The organism is Bacillus sp. JZ39 (assembly GCF_053903145.1).
Map to the genome: position 1 here is coordinate 2,614,519 of NZ_CP096389.1, position 23,165 is coordinate 2,637,683.

General features: G+C 44.0%; 29 protein-coding genes and 1 other annotated feature. Of the genes, 7 read left to right on the forward strand and 22 right to left on the reverse strand.

Annotation, left to right across the window (positions count from 1 at the left end; genetic code table 11):
* Nucleotides 1-27: 27 nt before the first annotated feature.
* Nucleotides 28-1,053 (reverse strand): inositol 2-dehydrogenase, encoded by a 1,026-nt coding sequence (iolG, locus tag M1D65_RS13480; RefSeq protein WP_032726305.1) that lies wholly within the window; start codon nt 1,051-1,053, stop codon nt 28-30.
* A 237-nt stretch (nt 1,054-1,290) separates the two neighbouring features.
* Between iolG and M1D65_RS13485 the strand changes: the two genes are divergently transcribed.
* The gene (locus M1D65_RS13485; protein WP_024572252.1) at nt 1,291-1,938 is read left to right on the forward strand and encodes a phosphotransferase; all 648 of its coding nucleotides are present in this window, start codon (nt 1,291-1,293) and stop codon (nt 1,936-1,938) included.
* Between the two features lie 45 nt (nt 1,939-1,983).
* Here the strand turns inward: M1D65_RS13485 and M1D65_RS13490 are convergent, their stop codons facing one another.
* Nucleotides 1,984-2,106: a hypothetical protein gene (locus M1D65_RS13490; RefSeq protein ID WP_003229707.1), complete on the reverse strand. Its 123-nt coding sequence runs from the start codon at nt 2,104-2,106 to the stop codon at nt 1,984-1,986.
* Nucleotides 2,107-2,310: 204 nt separating this feature from the next.
* On the opposite strand from M1D65_RS13490, the gene M1D65_RS13495 reads away from it, so the two are divergent.
* The 3 genes from M1D65_RS13495 (at nt 2,311) to M1D65_RS13505 (ending at nt 4,402) form a co-directional block, all read left to right on the forward strand.
* Nucleotides 2,311-2,637: a DUF5412 family protein gene (locus M1D65_RS13495; protein ID WP_181021371.1), complete on the forward strand. Its 327-nt coding sequence runs from the start codon at nt 2,311-2,313 to the stop codon at nt 2,635-2,637.
* A 6-nt stretch (nt 2,638-2,643) separates the two neighbouring features.
* The gene (locus M1D65_RS13500) at nt 2,644-2,784 is read left to right on the forward strand and encodes a hypothetical protein (protein WP_029727127.1); all 141 of its coding nucleotides are present in this window, start codon (nt 2,644-2,646) and stop codon (nt 2,782-2,784) included.
* A 163-nt stretch (nt 2,785-2,947) separates the two neighbouring features.
* Nucleotides 2,948-4,402, forward strand: coding sequence for an alanine/glycine:cation symporter family protein (locus M1D65_RS13505; protein WP_041850175.1), 1,455 nt, complete (start codon nt 2,948-2,950; stop codon nt 4,400-4,402).
* 40 nt (nt 4,403-4,442) lie between these two features.
* Here the strand turns inward: M1D65_RS13505 and M1D65_RS13510 are convergent, their stop codons facing one another.
* The 6 genes from M1D65_RS13510 to nadB all read right to left on the reverse strand — a co-directional run bounded on the left by M1D65_RS13510 (nt 4,443) and on the right by nadB (nt 10,803).
* Nucleotides 4,443-5,165, reverse strand: coding sequence for a YebC/PmpR family DNA-binding transcriptional regulator (locus M1D65_RS13510; protein ID WP_041339264.1), 723 nt, complete (start codon nt 5,163-5,165; stop codon nt 4,443-4,445).
* 102 nt (nt 5,166-5,267) lie between these two features.
* Nucleotides 5,268-5,864, reverse strand: coding sequence for a spore germination protein SgpA (sgpA, locus tag M1D65_RS13515; RefSeq protein ID WP_124048043.1), 597 nt, complete (start codon nt 5,862-5,864; stop codon nt 5,268-5,270).
* A gap of 147 nt (nt 5,865-6,011) precedes the next feature.
* On the reverse strand, nt 6,012-7,175 hold the full coding sequence (gene safA, locus M1D65_RS13520) for a spore coat assembly protein SafA (protein WP_032722261.1): 1,164 nt from the start codon (nt 7,173-7,175) through the stop codon (nt 6,012-6,014).
* 116 nt (nt 7,176-7,291) lie between these two features.
* Nucleotides 7,292-8,398, reverse strand: coding sequence for a quinolinate synthase NadA (gene nadA, locus M1D65_RS13525; protein WP_049141070.1), 1,107 nt, complete (start codon nt 8,396-8,398; stop codon nt 7,292-7,294).
* Nucleotides 8,385-9,254 (reverse strand): carboxylating nicotinate-nucleotide diphosphorylase, encoded by an 870-nt coding sequence (gene nadC, locus M1D65_RS13530; protein ID WP_014480448.1) that lies wholly within the window; start codon nt 9,252-9,254, stop codon nt 8,385-8,387. The genes nadA and nadC overlap by 14 nt, the downstream gene beginning before the upstream one ends.
* Nucleotides 9,208-10,803: an L-aspartate oxidase gene (gene nadB / locus M1D65_RS13535; RefSeq protein WP_064670974.1), complete on the reverse strand. Its 1,596-nt coding sequence runs from the start codon at nt 10,801-10,803 to the stop codon at nt 9,208-9,210. The genes nadC and nadB overlap by 47 nt, the downstream gene beginning before the upstream one ends.
* Before the next feature lie 102 nt (nt 10,804-10,905).
* Here nadB and nifS point away from each other — a divergent pair, with 102 nt between their 5' ends.
* Nucleotides 10,906-12,093 (forward strand): cysteine desulfurase NifS, encoded by a 1,188-nt coding sequence (nifS, locus tag M1D65_RS13540; protein ID WP_049141068.1) that lies wholly within the window; start codon nt 10,906-10,908, stop codon nt 12,091-12,093.
* Nucleotides 12,053-12,595 carry a transcription repressor NadR gene (locus M1D65_RS13545; protein ID WP_004398582.1) on the forward strand — a complete coding sequence of 181 codons (543 nt, stop codon included), beginning with the start codon at nt 12,053-12,055 and terminating at the stop codon, nt 12,593-12,595. The genes nifS and M1D65_RS13545 overlap by 41 nt, the downstream gene beginning before the upstream one ends.
* Before the next feature lie 24 nt (nt 12,596-12,619).
* Here the strand turns inward: M1D65_RS13545 and pheA are convergent, their stop codons facing one another.
* Genes pheA through spo0B form a run of 4 tightly spaced genes read right to left on the reverse strand, consistent with a single transcriptional unit; the run spans nt 12,620 to nt 15,896 of the window.
* Entirely contained in the window at nt 12,620-13,477 is an 858-nt protein-coding gene (pheA, locus tag M1D65_RS13550) for a prephenate dehydratase (protein ID WP_004398512.1), read from the reverse strand.
* Between the two features lie 16 nt (nt 13,478-13,493).
* Complete coding sequence (thrR, locus tag M1D65_RS13555) at nt 13,494-13,937, reverse strand: transcriptional regulator ThrR (protein ID WP_003222630.1); 444 nt, start codon at nt 13,935-13,937, stop codon at nt 13,494-13,496.
* A 60-nt stretch (nt 13,938-13,997) separates the two neighbouring features.
* Nucleotides 13,998-15,284 (reverse strand): GTPase ObgE, encoded by a 1,287-nt coding sequence (gene obgE, locus M1D65_RS13560; protein ID WP_003229675.1) that lies wholly within the window; start codon nt 15,282-15,284, stop codon nt 13,998-14,000.
* A 33-nt stretch (nt 15,285-15,317) separates the two neighbouring features.
* Nucleotides 15,318-15,896, reverse strand: a complete 579-nt coding sequence (gene spo0B, locus M1D65_RS13565) for a sporulation initiation phosphotransferase Sop0B (RefSeq protein WP_004399131.1) — start codon at nt 15,894-15,896, stop codon at nt 15,318-15,320.
* A 77-nt stretch (nt 15,897-15,973) separates the two neighbouring features.
* On the opposite strand from spo0B, the gene M1D65_RS13570 reads away from it, so the two are divergent.
* Nucleotides 15,974-16,096, forward strand: coding sequence for a hypothetical protein (locus M1D65_RS13570; RefSeq protein WP_003229671.1), 123 nt, complete (start codon nt 15,974-15,976; stop codon nt 16,094-16,096).
* Nucleotides 16,097-16,216: 120 nt separating this feature from the next.
* Here M1D65_RS13570 and rpmA read toward each other — a convergent pair whose 3' ends face one another.
* From rpmA to mreB, 10 genes are all read right to left on the reverse strand, one after another.
* Nucleotides 16,217-16,501 carry a 50S ribosomal protein L27 gene (gene rpmA, locus M1D65_RS13575; RefSeq protein ID WP_003222623.1) on the reverse strand — a complete coding sequence of 95 codons (285 nt, stop codon included), beginning with the start codon at nt 16,499-16,501 and terminating at the stop codon, nt 16,217-16,219.
* 12 nt (nt 16,502-16,513) lie between these two features.
* Nucleotides 16,514-16,852 (reverse strand): ribosomal-processing cysteine protease Prp, encoded by a 339-nt coding sequence (locus tag M1D65_RS13580; protein WP_003229669.1) that lies wholly within the window; start codon nt 16,850-16,852, stop codon nt 16,514-16,516.
* A 2-nt stretch (nt 16,853-16,854) separates the two neighbouring features.
* On the reverse strand, nt 16,855-17,163 hold the full coding sequence (gene rplU / locus M1D65_RS13585) for a 50S ribosomal protein L21 (protein WP_003229668.1): 309 nt from the start codon (nt 17,161-17,163) through the stop codon (nt 16,855-16,857).
* 13 nt (nt 17,164-17,176) lie between these two features.
* Nucleotides 17,177-17,252 (reverse strand) — a sequence feature (ribosomal protein L21 leader region).
* Nucleotides 17,253-17,309: 57 nt separating this feature from the next.
* Nucleotides 17,310-18,176 (reverse strand): stage IV sporulation intramembrane metalloprotease SpoIVFB, encoded by an 867-nt coding sequence (gene spoIVFB, locus M1D65_RS13590; protein ID WP_004398649.1) that lies wholly within the window; start codon nt 18,174-18,176, stop codon nt 17,310-17,312.
* Nucleotides 18,169-18,963 (reverse strand): stage IV sporulation protein SpoIVFA, encoded by a 795-nt coding sequence (spoIVFA, locus tag M1D65_RS13595; RefSeq protein ID WP_029727118.1) that lies wholly within the window; start codon nt 18,961-18,963, stop codon nt 18,169-18,171. The genes spoIVFB and spoIVFA overlap by 8 nt, the downstream gene beginning before the upstream one ends.
* Before the next feature lie 147 nt (nt 18,964-19,110).
* On the reverse strand, nt 19,111-19,917 hold the full coding sequence (gene minD / locus M1D65_RS13600) for a septum site-determining protein MinD (RefSeq protein WP_004398624.1): 807 nt from the start codon (nt 19,915-19,917) through the stop codon (nt 19,111-19,113).
* Between the two features lies 1 nt (nt 19,918).
* Nucleotides 19,919-20,599, reverse strand: a complete 681-nt coding sequence (gene minC, locus M1D65_RS13605; protein ID WP_004398901.1) for a septum site-determining protein MinC — start codon at nt 20,597-20,599, stop codon at nt 19,919-19,921.
* A gap of 52 nt (nt 20,600-20,651) precedes the next feature.
* The gene (gene mreD, locus M1D65_RS13610) at nt 20,652-21,170 is read right to left on the reverse strand and encodes a rod shape-determining protein MreD (protein ID WP_004398811.1); all 519 of its coding nucleotides are present in this window, start codon (nt 21,168-21,170) and stop codon (nt 20,652-20,654) included.
* Nucleotides 21,167-22,039 (reverse strand): rod shape-determining protein MreC, encoded by an 873-nt coding sequence (gene mreC / locus M1D65_RS13615; RefSeq protein ID WP_009967915.1) that lies wholly within the window; start codon nt 22,037-22,039, stop codon nt 21,167-21,169. The genes mreD and mreC overlap by 4 nt, the downstream gene beginning before the upstream one ends.
* 30 nt (nt 22,040-22,069) lie before the next feature.
* A complete protein-coding gene (gene mreB, locus M1D65_RS13620; RefSeq protein ID WP_003229650.1) occupies nt 22,070-23,083 on the reverse strand; it encodes a cell shape-determining protein MreB in 1,014 nt (337 codons plus the stop codon).
* Between the last annotated feature and the right edge of the window lie 82 nt (nt 23,084-23,165).

Here is a 23,165-nt window from a genome sequence, read left to right on the forward strand (position 1 = left end):
AGCTTGCTGAATTGTAATCCTGTTAGATTAAAAAGCGATTTTTTCAGTGTGCTCAATGCTGACAGGCATGCCAAAAGCAAGCGATTGCTGTGCTGCTCTGGCGATCCTTCCGGCCTGTAAACCGTCATTGCCGGTGCAGGGAGTCTCCTGGTTTGTGCCGATCGCTTCTGCAAAACGGAGAATCTCCTCCTCATATGAATCCTTATAGCGTTCAAGGAAAAAGAAATGCGGTTTATCCTTCATCACAAAATCAGCTGTTGACACCTCAACCGTTGTCGGCCTGCTATTGTCAGCCGCTGCAGAGCCTTTCGTCCCGAAAACCTCAACCCGCTGGTCATATCCGTACACAGCTTGGCGGCTGTTATCAATCACAGCCATGGCACCGTTTTCAAAAGTCAGTGTAATAACAGCTGTATCAATATCACCCAGCTCCGCAAAAGAAGGATTCACCAAAGCCGCCCCTTTGGCATACACTTCCGTCACTTCGCTTCCCATAATATATCTGGCCATATCAAAATCATGGATCGACATATCCATAAACAATCCGCCTGACGTACGGACATAATCTATATTCGGGGGTTCTGGGTCCCGGGACGTGATTTTTAATAAATGAGGTGTACCAATTTCACCATTTTCAACAATCGTTTTGATTTTCTTAAAATGAGGATCAAAGCGGCGGTTAAATCCGACTTGAAGTGTTACACCGTGTTTCCGGACAGCCGCAAGCGCTTCACTCGTTTCGTCCAGAGAGAAACTAACGGGCTTCTCACAAAATATATGCTTTTTCGCCTCGGCTGCTTCTTTGATCATCTGTGCATGTACGGCTGTAGGAGAGCAAATAAAAATAGCATCAATATCAGGATCATGTAATAAATCACGATAATCAGAGGTTATGTATTCAATCTGATGACTGTCGGCCCAGCTTTTTATACGGCTTGCCTGAATGTCAGAGACTGCTTTTATTTTCATGTGAGGAATCCGGCTTATATTTTGAACATGAAGTTTGCCGATGCGGCCTGCACCGATAATCCCTGTCACAATCTGTTTTGTCATGGCTTCTTCCCCCTTGATCATTCACGAAAGCGCTTTATTTAAAATTAATACTATCCCATTTGTAAGCGCTTTTCAAGAATGGAAATTAAACGTTCTATGTCTCTTTTATCACAATTCATGCTTATAAGTAGCCTTCTTCTTCAAGACCAGATACACTAGAATTAGGCTCTTTTTCCTGAACAGTTTATGATTTTCCTATAAACAGCTGCATAAAATAGAGCAAAGAAGGTGAATGAAATGCTGACAAAAGCAGAGGCACTGGCCCATTCCGTCATATACCGCAAGAACAGCAGATTTGATAAAGTCAAAGAGAAATCCGAGGAATTAACACTAATCGGCAAGGGAAGAAGCGCCTATGTGTTTGCCTTAACAGAAGGCGGTCGAAAAATGGCGCTGAAAGTATTTTTTCCGGAATATCAAGCGACAGCAGTCAAAGAAGCAGCGATCTATGAAAAATTAGCCGGGTCCGCATTCTATCCTGACATTTACGAAACTGGCGATTCATTTATTCTCATGGAATATATTAAAGGTGAAACCTTTTATAACTGTCTGAAGAAAGGCATTGCAATCAGTGATGACATGATTCAGCAGGTTGAAGAAGCGCTTTCTGACGCCCGGGCAGCCGGACTGAACCCGTCAGATATTCATTTGCGGAATCTGATATTGACAGAAACCGGGGCGGTGCGGGTGATTGATGTTGCGAGATTTGAGCAGACAAAAACATGCACGCAGTGGGACGACTTAAAATCCGCATATCATGCACTCTACAAAAAACCGATATTCCCCAAAAAGATTCCGGGTTTTTGGCTGGAGATCATCGCATTTTTATATAAGAAAGATTGGTTTCAAAAGCATTTCGCACAGCGGAAAAGAAAATATTCTTAAATCAAAAAGGCAGCCGCACAAGCGGCTGCCTTTATCATGTATTTTTTACTTTCTGACGGCAGAAATCAGTTTCATTTGTTCAGGCGACAGCTTAATTCGATAGCCTCTCACAGTTAAGTAGACCGCTTCTGGGTCCTTCTCGCCGGAATGACAATACGTTTTTTCCATTTCTGTCTCCCCTCACCCTTTATTGGCTTTATTTCATCTTATCATTGCTTTATTAAGGTAATTTTAAAGAAATGTAAAGATCATATGAATCCGATATATAGTAAAATGAGAGAAAAAAAGGGAGAGAGTCACATTAAGACACGCAGCAACATCCCGCTTATTATGTTTGCCCTGCTGGTCTTCTTCGGCGGCGCCATCTATTGGATGTTATTTTCACTAAAAAACGTTCCGAAAGGCAATCTCGTCCAATCGGTTGAATCGCCGGACGGCAGCTATACGTTAAACACTTATGTATCCGAAAACACCTTGAGCTTAGATGCAGCCAGAGGTGAACTTGTAAATGAAAAAACACTTGTCAAGAGAACAATCTACTGGAATTACCCGGACAGCCGCCCAGCAGTGACGTGGATCAATCACAATACAGTGAAAATCGGCAATCAGACTTTACATCTTGATACTGGTGAAACGTATGATTGGCGAAAAGATGATCATTGGATCCGTGAAGAACCGCCGCAGGCGTCAGTGAGGTGATGAAACATGAATAAGATGAACGGAACAAATGATGACAAGCATTTCAATCATTTTGTGATTGCTTTATCCTTTATATACGGTTTGACTGAACTAGGCTATTTGTTGCTGAAAGATTTTATAACAATTGCCATAAGTTTGCCTCTGTAGAAAAACGCAGCGTAGTCGATACGCCGCGTTTTTTCTTTTTCCCTTCCTCTTCTTATTGATAATTACAGGTCATATAATGTGACAAATCGATTGTAGAAATAGTTCGATTAGACCAAAATCCTTTTTATACATGTATTCGAATTTGAAGTGAGGGGGAAGCTTGATGGCAGATTTTGTTGCTAGTTTGAATGCGGTCTTATGGAGTACGCCCGTCATTTATATTTTATTGGGAATTGGATTCGCCTTTTCAATTATGACCCGTTTTTTACAAGTCCGACATTTAAAAGAAATGATTGTTCAGATGTTCAAAGGCAAGAGCTCTGAAGCCGGCGTTTCATCTTTCCAAGCGTTATCGATTGCGCTGTCCGGCCGTGTGGGCACAGGAAACATCGCGGGAGTGGCGACAGCAATTGCATTCGGCGGACCCGGTGCGGTGTTCTGGATGTGGGCGATTGCCTTTATCGGGGCGGCGAGTGCCTTTGTAGAATCAACGCTTGCTCAAATTTACAAAGTGAAACAAGACGGTCAATATCGGGGCGGCCCTGCTTATTATATAGAAAAAGGCTTAGGCATTAAGTGGTTTGCCGTCTTATTTGCCGCTGCTGCCCTTATTGCAATGGCCTTTCTAATGCCGGGCGTACAGTCCAACTCCATTGCGGCTGGGATCCAAAATGCATTCGGCATCTCTCCTTTCGTCACAGGGTGTGGTCTGGTTTTATTATTAGGGTTCATTATTTTTGGCGGCGTCAAACGAATTGCCAATGCGGCGCAAATGATTGTTCCATTTATGGCAATTGGATATATCCTGCTGTCTTTGATTATTATTGTCATGAATGTGTCTGAATTGCCTGCTGTGATCTCATTAATATTCAAAAGCGCCTTTGCATTGGATTCCGCTTTTGGCGGCTTGATCGGCATGGCGATTTCCTGGGGCGTTAAACGTGGCATTTACTCAAACGAAGCCGGCCAGGGAACAGGCCCGCATCCGGCAGCCGCTGCAGAGGTTTCTCATCCGGTCAAGCAGGGACTGGTTCAGGCATTTTCTGTTTATATTGACACCTTGTTTGTATGTTCCGCTACAGCTTTCATGATCTTGTTTACCGGCATGTACAATACCCAGGCTGCAGATGGTTCCTTTATCGTTCACCAGCTTAAAGGCGTAGAAGCAGGACCTGGTTTCACACAAGCGGCAATTGACAGTGTTCTTCCCGGATTCGGTGCAGGCTTTGTTGCCATCGCTTTATTCTTCTTCGCTTTTACAACAATTATGGCGTATTACTACATCGCAGAAACAAATATCGCCTATTTAGCACGAGGCAGAGAAAGCAAATGGGCGATGCTTGGCTTAAAACTGATTATTTTAGCCGCCACGTTCTATGGTACTGTGAAAACAGCTTCACTTGCTTGGGCATTAGGGGATGCAGGGCTTGGCATTATGGTATGGCTGAACGTCATTGCCATTGTGCTGCTGGCCAAGCCGGCGCTTCTTGCTTTAAAGGATTATGAGCGCCAAAAGAAGCAGGGCTTAGACCCGGTCTTTGATCCAAAAGCGCTGGGTATCAAAAACGCTGATTTCTGGGAGAAAGAATACACTCATGATAGTGAACGTGTCTCCTGAACATACTAAAACCGGCCCGATATTACATCGTGCCGGTTTTTTATGAGCGATAGTTTGTATACACTTCTTGAACATCATCGTCATCTTCAAGGATGTCTATTAATGTTTCCAGCTTCTCAACAGCCTGATCATCGGCATCTGCATAGGTATTGGGAAGCATGGTCACCTCCGCCGAAGAAATTGGATATTTCGATTCGAGGGCTGTTTTCACCTCTTCAAAATGCTCAGGCTCTGTGAACACCTCATATAGGTCTTCTTCAATTCGCAGCTCTTCTCCTCCTGCTTCAAGCACATCAAGCATGAGCTCATCTTCTTCTATTTGCCGTTCAGTACGGTCTATCGTAATGAACCCCTTTCGTTCAAATAAAAAGGCTACACATCCGCTTTCTCCCAGACTTCCGCCATTTTTATTAAAGGCTGTCCGCACATTTGACGCCGTTCGGTTTTTATTATCTGTTACGCATTCAACCATGACGGCAATCCCTGAAGGGCCGTAGCCTTCATAGGTGATTTCTTCATAGCTGCTTCCGTCTTGGCCTCCCGCAGCTTTTTTAATGGCCCGATCTATATTTTCATTCGGCATATTGGCGCCTTTTGCTTTTTCGATGACAAGACGCAATGCTGAATTTGCTTCTGGATCCGCTCCGCCTTCTTTCGCTGCGACATAGATTTCTTTTGCAAGCTTCATAAATATTTTCCCGCGCTTTGCATCCTGTGCATTTTTTCTTTTTTGAATGTTTTTCCACTTGGAATGGCCTGCCATGTTTTCACCTCCTTTTACATTTTCTATGTACACTTTAATGGGAATTGTTCGCTGATGCAAAGAAAAAGGCTGCCGAATATCACTTCCGGCAGCCCTTCCTTCCTAGCGGTTGTTCATTTTATGAAGTTTTCTGAACAGCCCTTTATCTGTTGATACCTGGACGTCACGGCCATTTGCATAGTTGCGCGCTGCTTTTACGACATTATCTCTGTCAGACTTTGTGAACTCTCTGTGGCTTTTGACTGCGATAACTACTCGGTCATCCGATACCATAACTTGTGTGTCATTGACGTTTTTCACTTGTTTCACACGGTTGGCAATTTTTGCAGCCAGTCTTCTGTTTTCTTGGTTGTCATACCCGTTGTTCGCTGCATTCCGATTCATGTTTCGGTTATTCGTGTTGTTATATGTTCCGTCAGTTGCCAAAGGAACACGATCGTCAGCAGTAACACGGTCACGGTTATTTACATTCGTGGTGTTTCGGTTACCGTCGTTCTGATCCTCCATTAATTCAGAAACAGGACCATCGTGGTCGATTCCGTCTCCCTGTCTATCGGCGTCATTTTCATTTGTATAATATCCGATTGGACGGGTATTGCCGTTATTGCGCGTATCATTCATAGCATTATCGTTTGCTCCGCATGCTGTTAAGCCGGCTGTCATTATAATCAGGCTAGCGATCGTCATTTTTTTACCCAATGGAAAAACCCCCCGTGGACGAATTGAGCATGTTTGCTCGCTTTTATCATGTGCGTATGGGGGGCATGTTAAGCGTGTCAGTTCTCTCCATTTGGCAGTGATCAGCTTGAAAATAAAAAAAGGAACGATTTACATCGTTCCGAACGATCACTCATTTTCTTCTTCCGGCCGGCCAAACATTTGGTTTACAGAAGGCTGATTCGTCATTGGCATAGAAACTCCTGCCGAATATGGGTTTGGATTTGGGTTAGCTGTGCCATATGGCATATTAGGGCTTCCATAAGCTCCCATTCCCGAATGGCCAGGCGCAGAGAAATATGGCTGATGATCACCGTCACAGCCGCAGTCGTCATGATCTTTGTATGGCATGTAACCATGAGCCGCAGCAGGCTGGTATGCTCCCATTACTTGGGGAGTGCCGTAATAAGGGCCATACGGCATATGTCCATACGGAGATCCATAAGCCGGAGATGCGTATTGCGGCGCACCGTATGAACCGTAATGTCCGTGATGGGTGTTTTCATGATGCTGGTTTTCATAACCCGGGTCATACTGAGGCGATACAAAGCCTGGCTGGTATCCATGCATCGGATGCATTGGATAAGCTTGTGCCGGATAGTACGGATAGCATAATCCTGATCCTGGAAGAATTGGCGAAACAGGCACCGGACACGGTACGAAATGAGCCGGATAATGATAATAAGGCTGAACAGCCGGCATCGGCATATTCGGAACTGTGTGATGAACGTTTTCCTCTTCTACACCGCCTACCTCTGGCGCCTTTGGCATATTAGGCATATTCGGATAATTTGCATTTTCCATATTACTCATAGCCTCCTGTTGTGGAAATTGGTCTTGCATATGATACATATGATCCATATTTCCGTCATGATGTTTTTTCGGCTCCTCCGGTTTAGGAGGCGACCAAGGCTGGAAAAGCTGTTTCATATCATAATAATCGTTCACATCAGCTTCAGGGTACACATTTTCCTGCAAATTAGGCATCGGCGGGACATACGGCATGGACTTTTTTTCTTTCGGCTTTGTGTCTTCTACATCGACAACGGATTTAGGCTTCTCTTTCGCATATGGATGTTCTTGCTTCACACTCCCGGCCGCAGGACTTTTGCCCGCTTTTGGCTCTTTTCTGACCGGCACTCCTTCTGACGGCACTTTTATTTTCATTCCAGGCATGATTAAGTCTGGATTGCTAAGCTGTGTATTGAGTTTTTTCACTTCCTCAACATCGACTCCGTACTTTTCAGCTATTTTCCAGAGCGAATCACCTTTTTGAACGATATGGATTTTCAACGTTTTCCCCTCCTATGCAAAACGTGAACAGTTCAGCTGTGATTACAATATGTTTCTTCACAACATATGCCTGAACAAAAGAAGTTATGAGTAAAGGAAGGGAAAATATTTCTGATCTACGTGATCGAAAGCATTCGATTCAGGGCAAGGAGTGCATCTTCCTGAATGGCTTTTGGCACTTTGATGACGCCTGAAGGTTCTCCTTTTTCAATTTGTTCCAGCGACCACAACAAATGCGGCAAATCAATTCGGTTCATTGTCAGGCAAGGGCACATGTCAGGGTTAAGTGATTCGATTTGTTTATCTGGATGCTCGTGAATGATCCGCTGAACAAGATTCATTTCTGTCCCGATTGCCCACTTGCTTCCCGCCGGAGCCTGGTTGATTGTGTCGATAATATATTTCGTTGATCCGTTATCATCGCTTAGTGTCACGACTTCGTGTGAACATTCCGGGTGCACAATGATCTGAATGTCGGGGTCTCGCTCTCTCATATCAAGGATATTTTTAGTGGTGAATTTCTCGTGAACAGAGCAATGCCCTTTCCACAAAATCACTTTCACATTCGTATACCCGGATTCAGCTACTAATTCATCTTTTATCGGGTCCCACACAGCCATATCTTCAAGCGCAATGCCCAGATCATAAGCCGTATTTCTCCCTAAATGCTGATCAGGCAAAAATAAAATTCTTTTTTTCTGTGTAAACGCCCATTCAAGCACTTTTTTCGCATTCGAAGAAGTCACAGTTGCTCCGCCATGTTTTCCGACGAATGCCTTGATCTCCGCAGTGGAGTTCACATAAGTTAAAGGTATGATCGTATCTCCAAATATATGCTGAAGCTTCTTCCATGCCCTATTGGTCTGCTGCATGTCAGCCATGTCAGCCATAGAACATCCTGCTCTCATATCTGGCAGGACAACCGTTTGCTGCTCGCTTGTCAGCATATCGGCGGTTTCTGCCATAAAGTGAACGCCGCAAAATACGATATAATCCGCTTCTTTGTTTTTTTCCGCTACTTGGGCCAATTGCAGGGAGTCGCCTGTTTGGTCAGCAAATTGTATCACTTCATCCTTTTGATAATGATGGCCTGGTATAAAGAGCCTGCTGCTGAACTTTTTCTTAATGGCGGCAACGCGCGTTTCCATATCCTTTCTCGATAGTTCTTTATAACTTTCGGGCATCATATCATTCGATTGTTTGATCACATCAAGAATTGACATAACGGCATTCCTCCACAGATTCATTTGATAACGTAACATCCATGCTGATATCTAAACTTTTGACGGAATGAGTCAGAAATCCTAATGAAATATAATTCACACCCGTCCCTTTAAAAGCAGGCAAAGATTCTAACGTAATCCCGCCGGAGGCTTCAGTTTTTATATGATCCGGTGTGAGCTTTGCAAAATGACGGACCGTATCAGGCGGACAGTTGTCAAACATAATAACATCCGCGCCAGCTGCAATTGCTTCCCGCAGCTGTCCCTCCGTTTCAATTTCCACCTCGATATTTACCATGTGCCCTGCGGCCTGACGGGCTTTTTTGCATGCCTCTAAAATAGAGCCGCATGCTGCGATATGATTATCTTTAATCATGATGCCGTCATACAAACCGAATCGATGATTATACCCGCCGCCGGCTCTGACAGCATATTTCTCCAGCATTCTGAGCCCCGGTGTTGTTTTTCTCGTGTCACAAATTTTAATCTGTTCATCATCCAGACACCGAACAGCCTCTCTTGTCATTGTCGCAATTCCTGACAGCCTCTGAATAAGATTTAATACGACCCGCTCTCCTGAAAGGAGCGCAGCTGCGGGACCGTGTAACTCGGCAATCACTTCACCTTTATGCAACATGTCCCCATCTTTTTTGTGTAAAATGATTCGAACATTTTCGTCCAATAACGAAAAGCCTTCTTTTATGATCGCTGCTCCTGCAAAAATACCCTCTGACTTTGCAACAATCTCCGCTTCACAGCTCTGTTCTCCAAAAATAGACTGCGATGTAAGATCCCCTGTCCCAATATCCTCAAGAAAAAAGTGATTCAGTAATTTTTTCAGCTGTAAATGATTCATTGTTCCAAATCCCCTCGTTTTTTCTGATCTTCGTTCCTTTTTTTGTATGGACAATTTGTCTTCCTTGCCAGCTCACCTCAGCATGAGGAAAATCGGTGCGGAAGTGAGCCCCTCTGCTTTCCTCCCGCAAAAGCGCAGAAAACGTCATCAGCTTTGCAGTTTGCCATAGATGAGAAAGCTCCATCTGCCGAATTGTGATATCCTTCACATTCACTTCCTGAAAAGGCAGCGTATGAAGCCAGATGCTAAGCTCAATCAAACTGCTTTGTTCCCGCAAAATAGACATGTGGCTTGTCATTTTGCTTTGCAGTTCATACACCTCTATATCCGGCACCTCGTAGACGACACTGGTTTCTAGCCCTGATTGATATTGCCTGTTATAAACCGGTTTTTGGATAATATGCTCTGCTGCCCTTTTTCCAAATACCAGCGCTTCCAATAAAGAATTGCTTGCAAGCCGGTTTGCTCCATGTAAACCGGAGCATGCTGTCTCGCCAATCGCATAAAGCCCCGGCACTGTCGTTTCTCCCCAGCGATTAACTGAAACACCTCCCATTAAGAAATGCATTCCCGGAGCAACAGGAATTTTTCCGCTGTGGATATCAACCCCTGCTTTTTCACAAATAGCGGTGATGGTAGGGAAACGCGTTTCAAAATCAGAAATCGCACTGAAGTCTATATAAACGCGATTTCCTTTTGCCATTTCTTCGTGAATAACCCGTGAGACAATATCTCTTGGAGCCAGGTCACCTAAGGGATGCCGTTCAGCCATAATCCTGCGGCCGTTTTCGTCTACTAAACATCCGCCTTCCCCTCTGACAGCTTCTGAAACAAGCCCGTAGGAAACACCATTTTTCACAAGCAGTGTCGGGTGAAACTGAGTAAACTCCAAATCCGTTAATTCCGCCCCGGCCCGGTAAGCCAGAGAAAGACCGTCACCTGTGACAGTGAGATCATTCGTATGGTGAAGAAACAGGTTTCCACAGCCGCCGGCAGCCAGCACAACTTCGTCTGCGTGCCTTACCTTGAGCCGCCCTTTGCTGTCTTTTGTCATGACGCCGATACATCGTCCGTCCTCTATAAGCAAATCTGCTGCCATTTCATTCTCGATTAACTTGATTTTGCTGTTGATCCGTTTGAGCAAATAATTGATAAGCAGCCTGCCTGTTGCGTCTCCGCCAGCATGAAATATGCGGTTGTATGAGTGGGCCCCTTCTCTTCCAAGACAAACACCGCCTCGTTCATTGCGGTCGAATGGAAATCCACGCTCCAATAGGCTTTGAACCATCATTTTCCCATCATGTAATACGTCTGCTGCAATAGCTAGATTATTATGGCCGCACCCTGCGTATAACGTATCCTCCAGATGGGCTTCAATCGAGTCATCTTTTGCATAGGCCGCAGCAATCCCGCCTTGTGCATAGACAGAATTGCTGTTTTTGACGCTTTTTTTTGTGATAACAGTCACTTCGTATGAGGGCGGGAAAGCTGCAGCTAAGGAAAGTGCCGCCGCCCCTGAACCGATAACTGCAATCGTCTTTTTAGACATATGCCATCCTCCTGTTGTTTACACCTGTCTTGACACCTATATTTACACAAGGATAAAATAAACTCAAGAGTTTTTTATGGAGAACGGATGGAGGAAGACCGGATGATTTATTTAGATTATGCAGCGACAACCCCTATTTGTGAGGAAGCCCTTACTGTATATCAGAAGCTTAGTATGGATATGTACGGAAATGCCAGCAGCCTGCATGATGCAGGAGGAAAAGCAAAGCACATACTGGAGTACTGCCGTGAAAAAATCGCCAACATCATTGGCGGAGAAGCAAGCGGCATCTATTTTACAAGCGGCGGCACTGAATCCAATTTTCTGGCCATTCAATCATTGCTAAACGGCCTGCCAAAAACGAAAAGACATTTTATTATGACTGCCATGGAGCATCAGTCCATTCATAATTGCGCTGCTTTTTTGGAACAGCAGGGATATGATGTAACAGTCATTGAACCGAATGAATACGGGCTTATTACCGAGGAAATATTACTAGCCCATATCCGGCCGGAAACAGGCCTTGTATCTATTCAGCATGCAAATTCTGAAACCGGGATCATTCAGCCCATTCAACGCCTGTCTTCATACCTGCACAATAAGGGGATTCTTCTTCATTGCGACGCTGTTCAAACGTTTGGAAAGATCCCGATCAATACAAAAAATCTGGGAGTAGATGCACTCTCAATGTCCAGCCATAAAATCCACGGTCCAAAAGGAGTAGGGGCGGTCTATATCCGTCCGGATGTCCCTTGGAAACCCGTTTATCCTCTGACTACTCACGAATACGGATTCAGAGCCGGCACCGTAAATGTTCCCGGGATCGGTGCCTTCACTGCCGCTGCAGAATTGATCGTAAGCGAAATGGAAAAACAGATATCCCGCAATGAGGCATTAAGAACATACTTTCTAGACCAAATCCGTATTCGGTCTCTCCCTGTAACCCTTGCAGCAGACACTTCGAAAGCAGAATGTCTTCCGCATATTATAGGGTGTTTTTTTCACTCATTTGAAGGACAATATGTTATGTTAGAATGTAATCGGAGTAATATTTGCATTTCAACCGGCAGCGCTTGTTCTGCAGGTTACCACGGTCCGTCTGAAACAATGAAAGCATTAAGAAAAACCGAACAAGAAGCTCTGCAATTTATCCGCATCTCTTTTGGCAGGCATACAACAGCTGAACAGCTGGAACAGTTATTACATACGTTTACAGTGCTTTGGGAACAAAAGAAAGGAGAATTTGATATTGACCGAAGAATTAAAGCTAATGGGCGCCAACAGGCGTGACCAGCTTCTTCTGTGGCTGAAGGAATCTAAATCACCGCTGACAGGAGGAGAACTCGCAAAAAAAGCGAACGTCTCAAGACAGGTTATTGTACAGGATATATCGCTCTTGAAAGCGAAAAATGTACCGATTATCGCCACAAGCCAAGGATATGTATACATGGATGCAGCCGCTCAGCAGCACCAGCAGGCAGAAAGAATCATAGCATGTCTGCACGGTCCTGAACGGACAGAAGAGGAACTGCAGCTCATCGTCGACGAAGGCGTTACAGTAAAAGACGTAAAAATCGAGCATCCCGTATACGGAGATTTAACTGCAGCCATCCAAGTAGGCACCCGGAAAGAAGTTAGCCATTTCATCAAAAAAATCAATTCTACGAATGCTGCCTACTTATCACAGCTGACCGACGGCGTGCACCTGCATACACTGACAGCACCTGATGAACATCGCATCGATCAAGCCTGCCAAGCCCTCGAAGAAGCCGGCATTTTAATTAAAGACTAAAAAAAGCCCTCTAGTGGGCTTTTTTTATAATTGGTAAGACTGGTATGCACCCAGAAGCCTCACTTTGCAGCCGAGTGCTTCAAGCTCCTGCATGGCCCCTGGAATCAATACATCATCAAACGCTTTCTCAATATCAATAATAAAGAAATAATGACCTAATCCGGTTTTAGTCGGACGTGACTCAATTTTTGACAAGTTTAAATTTCTCCAAGAAAATGCAGACAGCACTCTATGCAGCGCCCCGGACTGATCATCCTGCGGCAGCATGACCATTAAGGTCGTTTTGGGCCTAGAACTCAATTTTGAATTCACTTCAAAAGATATGTTTTCATCAGGAGACAGGATAACAAATCTTGTATGATTGTCCCTATAGTCCTGTATATCCCGTTTCACGATTTTTAATTCGTATGTAGAAGCTGCCATATCATTGGCAATGACCCCGATATTCAGCTCGGGATGGTCACTGACAAACTTTGCTGCCGCCCCGGTAGAATTGGCGTATTCATATGGAACGGAAGGAAAATGTCGATGAAGAAATTTATGGCATTGCGCAATCGCGTGTGAATGCGAGTAAATTTTGTCGAGCTCTTTCCATGCATTCTCTCTAGAGGGATGGACGAGCAAGTGCTGATGAATCGGCAACGTCATTTCACCCACGATTGGCAAAGGCTGTTCATGTATTAAATAGTCTATTGTTAGATTAACAGATCCTTCTAATGCATTTTCCAAAGGAACAAAAGCAAAATCAACTTCGCCTGCAACGGCTGCATCTATACACTCCGGAATGGTGCGGTAAGCAACATGTTCGGCGCCGTTTTGAAAACAAGAACTGACTGCTAGATGTGTAAATGTAGCTGCTGGACCTAAATAACCGACTTTCATGACGATTTTCTCTCCCTTATGCACCTGAACCTAATATTTCAACCTTTTCTACAAAATCAAACTTCCTGAGCTTATTCATTAATGTATGAATGTCTTCTTCCATTGCCGACGTACTGATAGACAGTGTCACATTTGCTCTGCCTTGAAGCGGAATGGTCTGATGAATGGAAAGAACGTTGCTTCCAGAATCAGCTACCGCCTGAAGAAGCTGAGATAACGCACCTGACCTATCCTCTAAATGAAAGAAAAGTGTGATAATTTGTTCTTTTACCATGGTGTAGAATGGAAAAACAGCATCCCTGTATTTATAAAACGCACTTCTGCTTAAATCGACCTTTTGAACGGCATCTGCTACTGAATCTGCTTTTTTTCGATCAAGCAGCTTTTTGACTTCTAATGTTTTTCTCATTGCATCGGGCAATACATCTTCACGGACAAGATAAAATGTCTCCTCTTTCATTTGCATCCCCCCTTTAAAATAGAGAGCCTGACACCAGGCTCTCTTTTCAGCCAACATTCATTAATCAATAAATTCAAATTCAAATTCCAGAAGCCTGATTATATCTCCATCCTTGGCTCCGCGTTCTCTGAGTGCTTCATCAACACCCATTCCGCGCATCTGTCTTGCAAACCGTTTAACCGATTCATCACGTGAGAAATCAGTCATCTTGAATAACCGCTCAAGGCTGTCTCCTGAAAGCACAAATACACCGTCTGGATCGCGTGTAATGTTAAATGGCACTTCTTCATTTTCCATCGTGTACATGACACGGTTTTGTGTAAGCTCTTCCTCGTCATACAGCGGGAATTCCGGTGTGTTCTCAAGCTGATTGGCAACCTCAAAAAGAAGCTCACGCAGACCTTCTCTTGTCACCGCACTGATCGGGAATACCGGATAATCATCCGTCAGCTTTTCTTTAAAGGCTTCGAGATTTTCCGCAGCCTCCGGCATGTCCATTTTATTTGCAACGATAATTTGCGGACGCTCGGTGAGACGCAGATTGTACTCGCTCAGCTCCTGGTTAATCGTAAGATAATCCTCATACGGATCGCGGCCTTCTAAGCCTGACATGTCAATGACGTGAACAATAACCCTCGTCCGTTCAATATGGCGCAAAAACTGGTGGCCCAGTCCGACGCCTTGGTGTGCGCCTTCAATCAGCCCCGGCAAATCGGCCATGACAAAGCTGCGTCCGTCATCCGTTTCAACCATGCCGAGATTCGGGACAAGCGTTGTAAAGTGATAGTCCGCAATTTTCGGTTTTGCAGATGAGACAACAGACAGCAAAGTAGATTTTCCCACACTCGGGAACCCTACAAGTCCGACATCTGCAAGCACTTTTAATTCAAGAACAATGTAGCGTTCTTTTCCCGGCTCGCCGTTTTCTGAAAGCTGAGGCGCGGGATTAGCCGGTGTAGCAAAGCGGCTATTCCCTCTTCCGCCTCTTCCGCCTCTTGCAATGACAGCCCGCTGTCCGTGCTCTGTTAAATCAGCGATGACCTGTTTTGTATCATCGTCTGTCACAACGGTGCCTGGCGGAACTTTAATGACCATATCATCAGCATTTCGCCCGTGCTGGTTTTTGGACATGCCATGCTCGCCGCGAATCGCTTTAAAGTGTTTTTTGTATCTAAAATCCATCAGGGTGCGGAGACCTTCATCTACTTCAAAAACGACGTCTCCTCCCTTTCCTCCGTCACCGCCGGCAGGGCCGCCTTTCGGCACATATTTTTCACGGCGAAACGCAACCATACCGTTGCCGCCGTCGCCGCCTTTTACATATACTTTGACCTGATCTACAAACATAATGTCCTCCGTTCTAAACCGTTAAAAACTCCGCTAGTCCAACCCAATTTCAATCAGACATTCGTGACTCGTGATTTCAAAACGCATGATATCAACGTCCTCATATCCATTCTGCCGAATATCATCAAAAGCAGATGGATCGGCAAAGGCGCCGTGAAAATCAAGGTACAGAATCAGCTGTCTGTCAGGATGATCCGTTTGAAGCGAAACCGTTAAATGATTTTCACTCTCTCTGCTGACTGCTTGATCAAACAGATGAAACAGCTTTCTCATCAGTTTCGCCAGCTTTTGATCATAAGCCGACAAATCCTTAATTTCTCCGAGTACTTCATATTCAAGCGTCATATAATGGGTTTTCCAATTAAACGTAAGAAAATCAAACGCCAAATGCGGTGTTTTCAGGTTTGAGAGCTTTGATTCGTGCTTTGCGTCTATAACCATTTCTTCAATCATTTCAAAGACACGGTCATACTTCTGTAAGCTTAAGTTTCCTTTAATCAGCTGCAGCTTATTCATCCAATCATGCCGGGAATGGCCAAGCAGATGAATCAGTTCGTTTGTTAATGCCGTGTCGCTTATATTTTCTTCTTGATTTTTTGAAACATCCTTCATTTTCGCACTCCCAATCATTTAATTTCTTATTTAGGAGTCTGTATAAGTGTGTATTATGAATTATAACAGAGAAGGCTTTGTTAGAAAAACAATTGTTTTTCCCAGAAATATCATGTTCCTTTTTTCTGGCTTTGGTTGATTTGCAGCCAGGCAGAACATTTTATGTATTACTGCTTGGGGAACATATCCAGTGGGTTTGAGATGTTTATTCTCATTCTTGGCGGGGTCTGCTCGCACATACTCTGCATTTCATTCTAGGTGTTTACTCCGCATATTGCAAAAAAAACTCCAGTCATCATCGACCGGAGTTTTTTGAATCATTATTGAGCTACAGGATATACGCTCACTTTTTTGCGGTCACGGCCGAAACGTTCGAATTTAACAGTTCCGTCGATTTTCGCAAATAGAGTGTCATCTCCGCCGCGGCCCACGTTTTCACCTGGGTAAATTTTTGTTCCGCGTTGACGGTAAAGGATAGAACCGCCTGTTACGAATTGACCGTCAGCACGTTTAGCACCTAAACGTTTAGCCTCAGAGTCACGTCCGTTCTTTGTAGAACCTACTCCTTTTTTAGAAGCGAAAAACTGAAGATCTAATCTAAGCATGTAGCTCACCTCCTATATTATGTTTGTGGTCACACGCAAGTTGTCTTTGTAATCCCGTTCGATTGTCTCCAGCGAAACAATCATGCCTTCAATCAGCAGCTGAGCTTTTTGGCGTGCCTCTGGATCAAGAGATTCAGGGAATTCAAAATAAAAATAACCCCCGTCCTCCCCTATATCAAGAAGCGGCTCGAAGCCCGCGAGCACAATGACCGCGTTAACGGCTCCAAACACAACGGCTGTCACTCCGGCACAAACAAGATCTTGTCCATGTTCAGCAAAATTCGCATGGCCCGTCATTTCAAAAGACAATATGCCTTTATCATGAGACCTCCTGATTGTTGCCTGAATCATGCTTACGCGTTGATTTTTTCGATCGTCACTTTAGTGTAAGGCTGACGATGACCTTGTTTTTTATGAACGTTTTTCTTTGGTTTGTATCTGAAAACAGTGATTTTTTTCGCGCGGCCTTGTTTTTCAACTTTAGCCGTTACTGTTGCGCCTTCAACTGTAGGGTTGCCGACTTTCACGTTGTCTCCGCCAACAAACAAAACGTCTTCAAAAGTAACTGTTTCACCTGCTTCAGCAGCAAGTTTTTCGATGTAAACAGTTTGGCCTTCTTCAACTTTGATTTGTTTACCGCCTGTTTTAATGATTGCGTACATTCTCTGCACCTCCTATTAGACTAAGACTCGCCAGATACCAGGGGGCTGTAAAAGCTCTTAACACCTGTACTGAGCGGTTGTAGCAATGGTGCTACATCCATAACATTAAAAAATATACCAAAATACAAGGCGTTTGTCAATCAGTTTTAGTAGGGCAGAAGCAGTTCCTCCATGGAAGAATTCGTCCGCTTATCGGCAAAGTAAGCGTGCAGCACTTCATTCTCGTCAAGCTGGCTGAGCTTTTGGCCTGATTTTTCTATAATAATCGGATGCTTACAGCCACGTTTGAACTCGGCCATCACATGATAGACTTTATCCTCCGCCTTTACTGTCAGCGGCAGAAGTTTCTCAAGCTCCCTGTTTTTTCCGTAATACCTTTCGAGGAGAAATCTCACATGGATATAGTGCCTTTGCCGATATTCCTCAAACAAGGAAACAGCCAGAAAGACAAACAAAACCCATGCGCTGATCTGCAGAGGAATCACGAATAAAACCCAGCACCCGAGCAACAGGCAGAAGCAGAGCGACGTTTTTAGATTAAGCCGGTGAGCCTTTTGAAAAGGCAGCTGTTTGGAAAACAACAAAAATAACAGTTTTCCTCCATCCAGCGGCCAGATCGGCAGTAAATTGACAAATAAGATAGAAAGATTATAAAAGGTGAAGAGTTCAAAGGTATGCTGATGAATCACTGAGACTTCTGCAAGCATCCAGGCGGCAAACTGAAGCCAGATGTGCTGAAGAGGGCCGGCAATAATGACTGCAAACTCTTCCTTTAACGGCCGATTCCCGTGCTCTTCCACTTCGACCGTTCCCCCAAACGGCAGCAAAAAAACACGCTTGATTCTCCAAGAAAAAAATACGGCCAGAGCAGCATGCCCCAGCTCATGAATCAATACAATCAGGAGCAGACATAATAATGCTTTCATATGGCCTGTGAGCAAGCCCAGCGCCGCGATAATCCAAAGAAAAGGATGCACATGGATCTTTAAGATAAGGTCGAGCCATTTATTCAAATGTAATCACCTGAATCGGATCAATAAATTTATCGCCGTCTTTCATGGCAAAATAATAGACCCCTTTATTATGATCATCAAGCTTAATCGAACCGAGCTTTTTGCCTTTATCCACAAAATCATATAAAGCAACATCCACATCTTTGAGCTCGCCATAGATACTATAGGTGTTGTCAGCATGCTGCACCTTAACCGTCAGTCCCGTCTGGCTGTCTTTGCTGACTTCAACCACATAGCCTTCTTTTACACTATCAATCTTATCGCTGCTTGTTTCGACTTTAATTCCTTCCCCATTGTCCTGAAAATCCTGCTGTACTTTCCCAGATGCAGGCGCGATCAGATCTTTGCCTACTTCAATTTGCTGTTCCTTATTTTTGTGTTCAGGAGCCAGGAAAGCAAGCGGATTTCCGAATTTGGTTTCGAACCAATGGCTTGCTGAGGCAAATTGAAATTCAGTTTCAAAGGTTTTGGCTACGGCGGGTTTAATCTGACTGACGGGTCCAATGTTTGTTTTATAGGCTATAGCTGAAACGAGAACAAGGCAGGCCGACAGAAGACATTTCAGGATAATTGAATCTGTTTTCACCAATGGGTGTTTTCCGTTGAATGTTGGCATGTTATCTTCGTAGACCGGAAGTGTTCCATGCTTTTCCTGATCCGTTACCATCACCCAGGACGGGGGTTTCTGCTTTTCAGAAACTGTCTGAGTAGAGAAACGTTTTGAGCCGGAAAGCTGCTTTCTTCTTTTCTCTAATCGTTTTCTGATTTCATCTGCTCTGTGACTCATTGCCATCATCCTTTGCATTCGTTGGGTTTGTACATCATATGTCTTGTCCATGGCAAATATTCGGTTTAGTCAAGAACAAAGCAGGCAAAAACAAAAAACCTGACACAGCATATGCTTTGTCAGATTCTTCTCTTTGATTCTATCACATTAAGATCTTACTCCGAAAAATGACTTAATCTTAGCCATCATTCCTTTGTTTTGCTCTTCAAGCACCTGTAAAGGAACAGATTCACCTAAGATGCGGCGGGCAATATTGCGATATGCAATGGAAGCGCGATTTTTCGGGTCCATCGCAATCGGTTCACCATGGTTGGAAGCTTTGATGACTTCATCATCATCAGCCACGATTCCTAGCAAATCGATCGACAGATGCTGTACGATTTCATCGATATCCATCGTGTCACCGTTTTTCATCAGGTGATTTCTGATTCTGTTTACAACGAGCCGCGGCGGTTCAATATTTTCCTCTTGCTCCAGCAGTCCTATAATACGGTCAGCATCACGAACAGCTGAGATTTCAGGCGTAGTGACCACAATCGCTTTATCAGCTCCGGAAACGGCATTTTTGTACCCTTGCTCGATTCCGGCAGGACAGTCTATGATGACATAGTCAAATTCCTGTTTGAGCTCTTGGACCATGTTTTTAATTTGTTCAGGAGCAACAGCTGTCTTATCGCTCGTTTGAGCAGCGGGCATTAAATAGAGCAGATCATCGAAACGTTTGTCTTTTACGAGCGCCTGATGCATTTTGCATCTGCCCTCTACAACGTCTACCAGATCGTAAATAATTCTATTTTCAAGACCCATTACAACATCAAGGTTGCGCAGTCCTATATCAGTATCTACTAAGCATACGCGCTTCCCTAAAATGGCTAAGGCGGTACCGAGGTTCGCAGATGTTGTTGTCTTACCTACTCCGCCTTTTCCCGAAGTTATTACGATAGCCTCACCCAATTCACATTCCTCCCTCAAGCCTTGTTAGATCAGGTCTTAAATGAGCCAAATGTTGAAGGCGTTCAATGACCATATTTCCGTCTGTATCTAAATAAGCACATTCCATTTCGTTCCCTTTTTGAATGTGGTCTGGGGAGCGATTTAACACATGATTGATTCTTAATTGTGTCGGAAGCATTTCAGAGGCGGCGATGACCGCTTGATTATTTCCATTAAATCCGGCATGCGCGATTCCTTTCAGTGAGCCCAGAACAAAAATGTTCCCTCCGGCCCTGACTGTTCCGCCGGGATTCACGTCACCGATCAGGAGCAAGTCGCCTTTTACCTGCAGCACTTGGCCTGAACGGACAATTTTTGAAACAGAAATAATTTCGGCTTCCTCTCTTATCTGCTGTGCTTCTTTTTTAGTAATGACTTCACTGTCAATAGAATGAACAAACAAATCTTTCTTTGACGCAATCAATTCGGTTAGCTGTTCCTCTTGCTCCTTATATAAAAAGCGATTTCCCAGCTTAACATGAACGCTGATTTTCTGGCCTTTTCCATCGGTATATTGTTCAATTGACAGCATATTCTGAAGACCATCGAGAAGCTCATCAAAAGAACACGCATCATCCAGATGCAATGTTAGTCCATTCTTTGTTCCTTTTATTGTTACATATTGCTGCTTTTTGGTCTTCACAATATTCACCTCAACAACATACTCATTTCGTCAAAAAAAGATAAAATCCTTTTTACTCATCTCTCAATTCTTTCTTTAGACTCATAAAAAACAATCTAAATGGCAGAACAAGAATAAGAGCTGCTGCAATATTTAATAAAATTGTCGGTATAAACCGGTCAAGCACAAATCCGTTAAACGTCATAATGTCTTTATGAATCAAAGACTGAATGCCGAATACATAAAATTCGAGCAGACAGACAGCCAGAACTGCTATCAATATCACTACAAATGCGTTTGTATGTAACACTTTAAACGCTTTTGAAGCCAAATAGCATAGCCCTGCAAAACCAAACATGTAAACGCCTAATAGACTTGTATAGTTCATGTCATATAGAAAACCAAAAATAAATCCGTAAATCATCGCGTGTTTTTGGTTGATAAAAGCTGACATGAATATCAATACAAGCATCAAAAAACGCGGGGCGAGCACTTGGTCATCTGTAACGAAAGGAAAATGCACCAAATCTGTAAAAATGCTTTCCGCAGAAAAAACAAGCATCATAACGAAAGGGAGAAGGAAACGTTTCACGATCCTTCCTCCTCTGTATCGACAGTCGGCACGTCACGGTTAACAACGATCACATTATTTAAATCTGTAAGGTCAGCCGCGGGTTTTACATAAGCAACCTTCGTTAATCCATAGGAATCTGACTCGATATCAGTCACTTCACCGATTGTCAGCCCTTCTGGGAAAACACCGCCTGTCCCTGATGTTTCAATAAGATCGCCTTTTTTCACGTCTTGTTTATCCTTACGCTCAATAATTGTCATCTTAAGACGTTTTTTCTCTTTGTCATATCCTTCGATCAAGCCGTAGCCTTTGCTGCCTTTTTTTCCGGAAATTTTTGTCGCGACTCTGTTATTGCGGTCAGTATCGCTTAAAAGCTGAACAGCAGACGTAAAATTGTTAAGTCCGGAGCTTTTGATCTTGCCGATTAATGCGCCTTTTTCGTTTGTAACGGCCATATCTTTCGCTACGTTTTGCTGAGTCCCCTTGTTAATGGTGACCTGTTTCGCCCAGTTATCAGGGCTTCTGGCGATGACCGTTGCTAAAATCGGCTTGTAATCTTTAATCGATTTGACATGGCCAAGCTCGTCACGCAAGGATTTGTTTTCTTCTTCAAGCTCTTGAAGCTTGGCTTCATATTGTGTCTGTCCGTCAAGTTTTTCTCTTAGACGCTCGTTTTCTTTGTATGTGTTTTTTAAATCATTGATGTTCTCAAATATTCCTGCAAAAAATTCGGCAGGCGTATGAAAAATATTTTGAAATACTCCCGTCGTATCGCCGATCACTTTCTCAGGCCAGGTGGTATTGCGGCCGCCCTTCAGCGAAAATCCAATCATAGCCACCAATATGATAATACACAGAAGTAATAGCATTAACCGCTTATTCGGCATCGTGTTACACCTCTTCTATTGAACTCCCGATTATCTAGTTTTCCCTTTGAAAAGATGGATGTGCTCCAGTGCTTTCCCTGTTCCGATCGCTACACAATCAAGCGGGTCTTCGGCGATAAGGACCGGCATTTTTGTTTCTTCGCTGATGACTTTGTCCAAATTGCGCAAAAGCGCTCCGCCGCCGGTTAACACTATACCTCTGTCCATGATATCTGCTGCAAGCTCAGGCGGTGTTTTTTCGAGTGTGCTCTTCACTGCTTCGACAATTGTAGATACAGTGTCGCGTAGAGCGTTAGAAATCTCTTTTCCTGTAATTTCAATTGTTTTCGGCAAACCTGTCAGCAAATCGCGTCCGCGGATTTCCATGTTGTCGGATTCTTCAGGAGCTTCTGCGGATCCGATTTCCATTTTAATCGCTTCAGCCGTACGGTCACCGATCATCAGATTGTACGTTTTTCTGATGTAGTTGATAATCGCGTCATCCATCTCATCACCGGCTACACGGATTGACTGAGACGTTACGATGCCTCCGAGGGAAATAATCGCAACTTCTGTCGTACCGCCCCCGATATCAACAACCATGCTTCCAGTCGGTTCCCAAACTGGCAAATTGGCTCCGATTGCTGCGGCAAAAGGCTCTTCAATCGGATACGCGTCACGCGCTCCCGCCTGTCTTGTCGCATCGATAACAGCGCGTTCTTCAACAGCTGTAATGCCTGATGGGACACATACCATTACATATGGTTTTCTGGCAAACATGCCTTTATTTTTTATGGCCTGATTGATGTAATATTTCATCATCGTCGCCGTTGTTTCATAATCAGCGATAACGCCGTCTTTCATCGGGCGAAGAGCCACCACGTTGCCCGGTGTCCGTCCAATCATATTTTTCGCATCATTTCCGACAGCGACAATCGATTTCGTATCCGTCTGCAAAGCGACAACTGACGGCTCTCTCACAACAATTCCTTTTCCTTTTACAAAAACAAGCGTATTCGCAGTTCCAAGATCTATACCAAGGTCTCTAGCACCAATTCCAAACATATGTATGTATCTTCCTTTCTTAAAGCAAAAATACCCTAAAGGGAAAAACTCATAAACTCTATTATAGCTTAATTCGACGAAA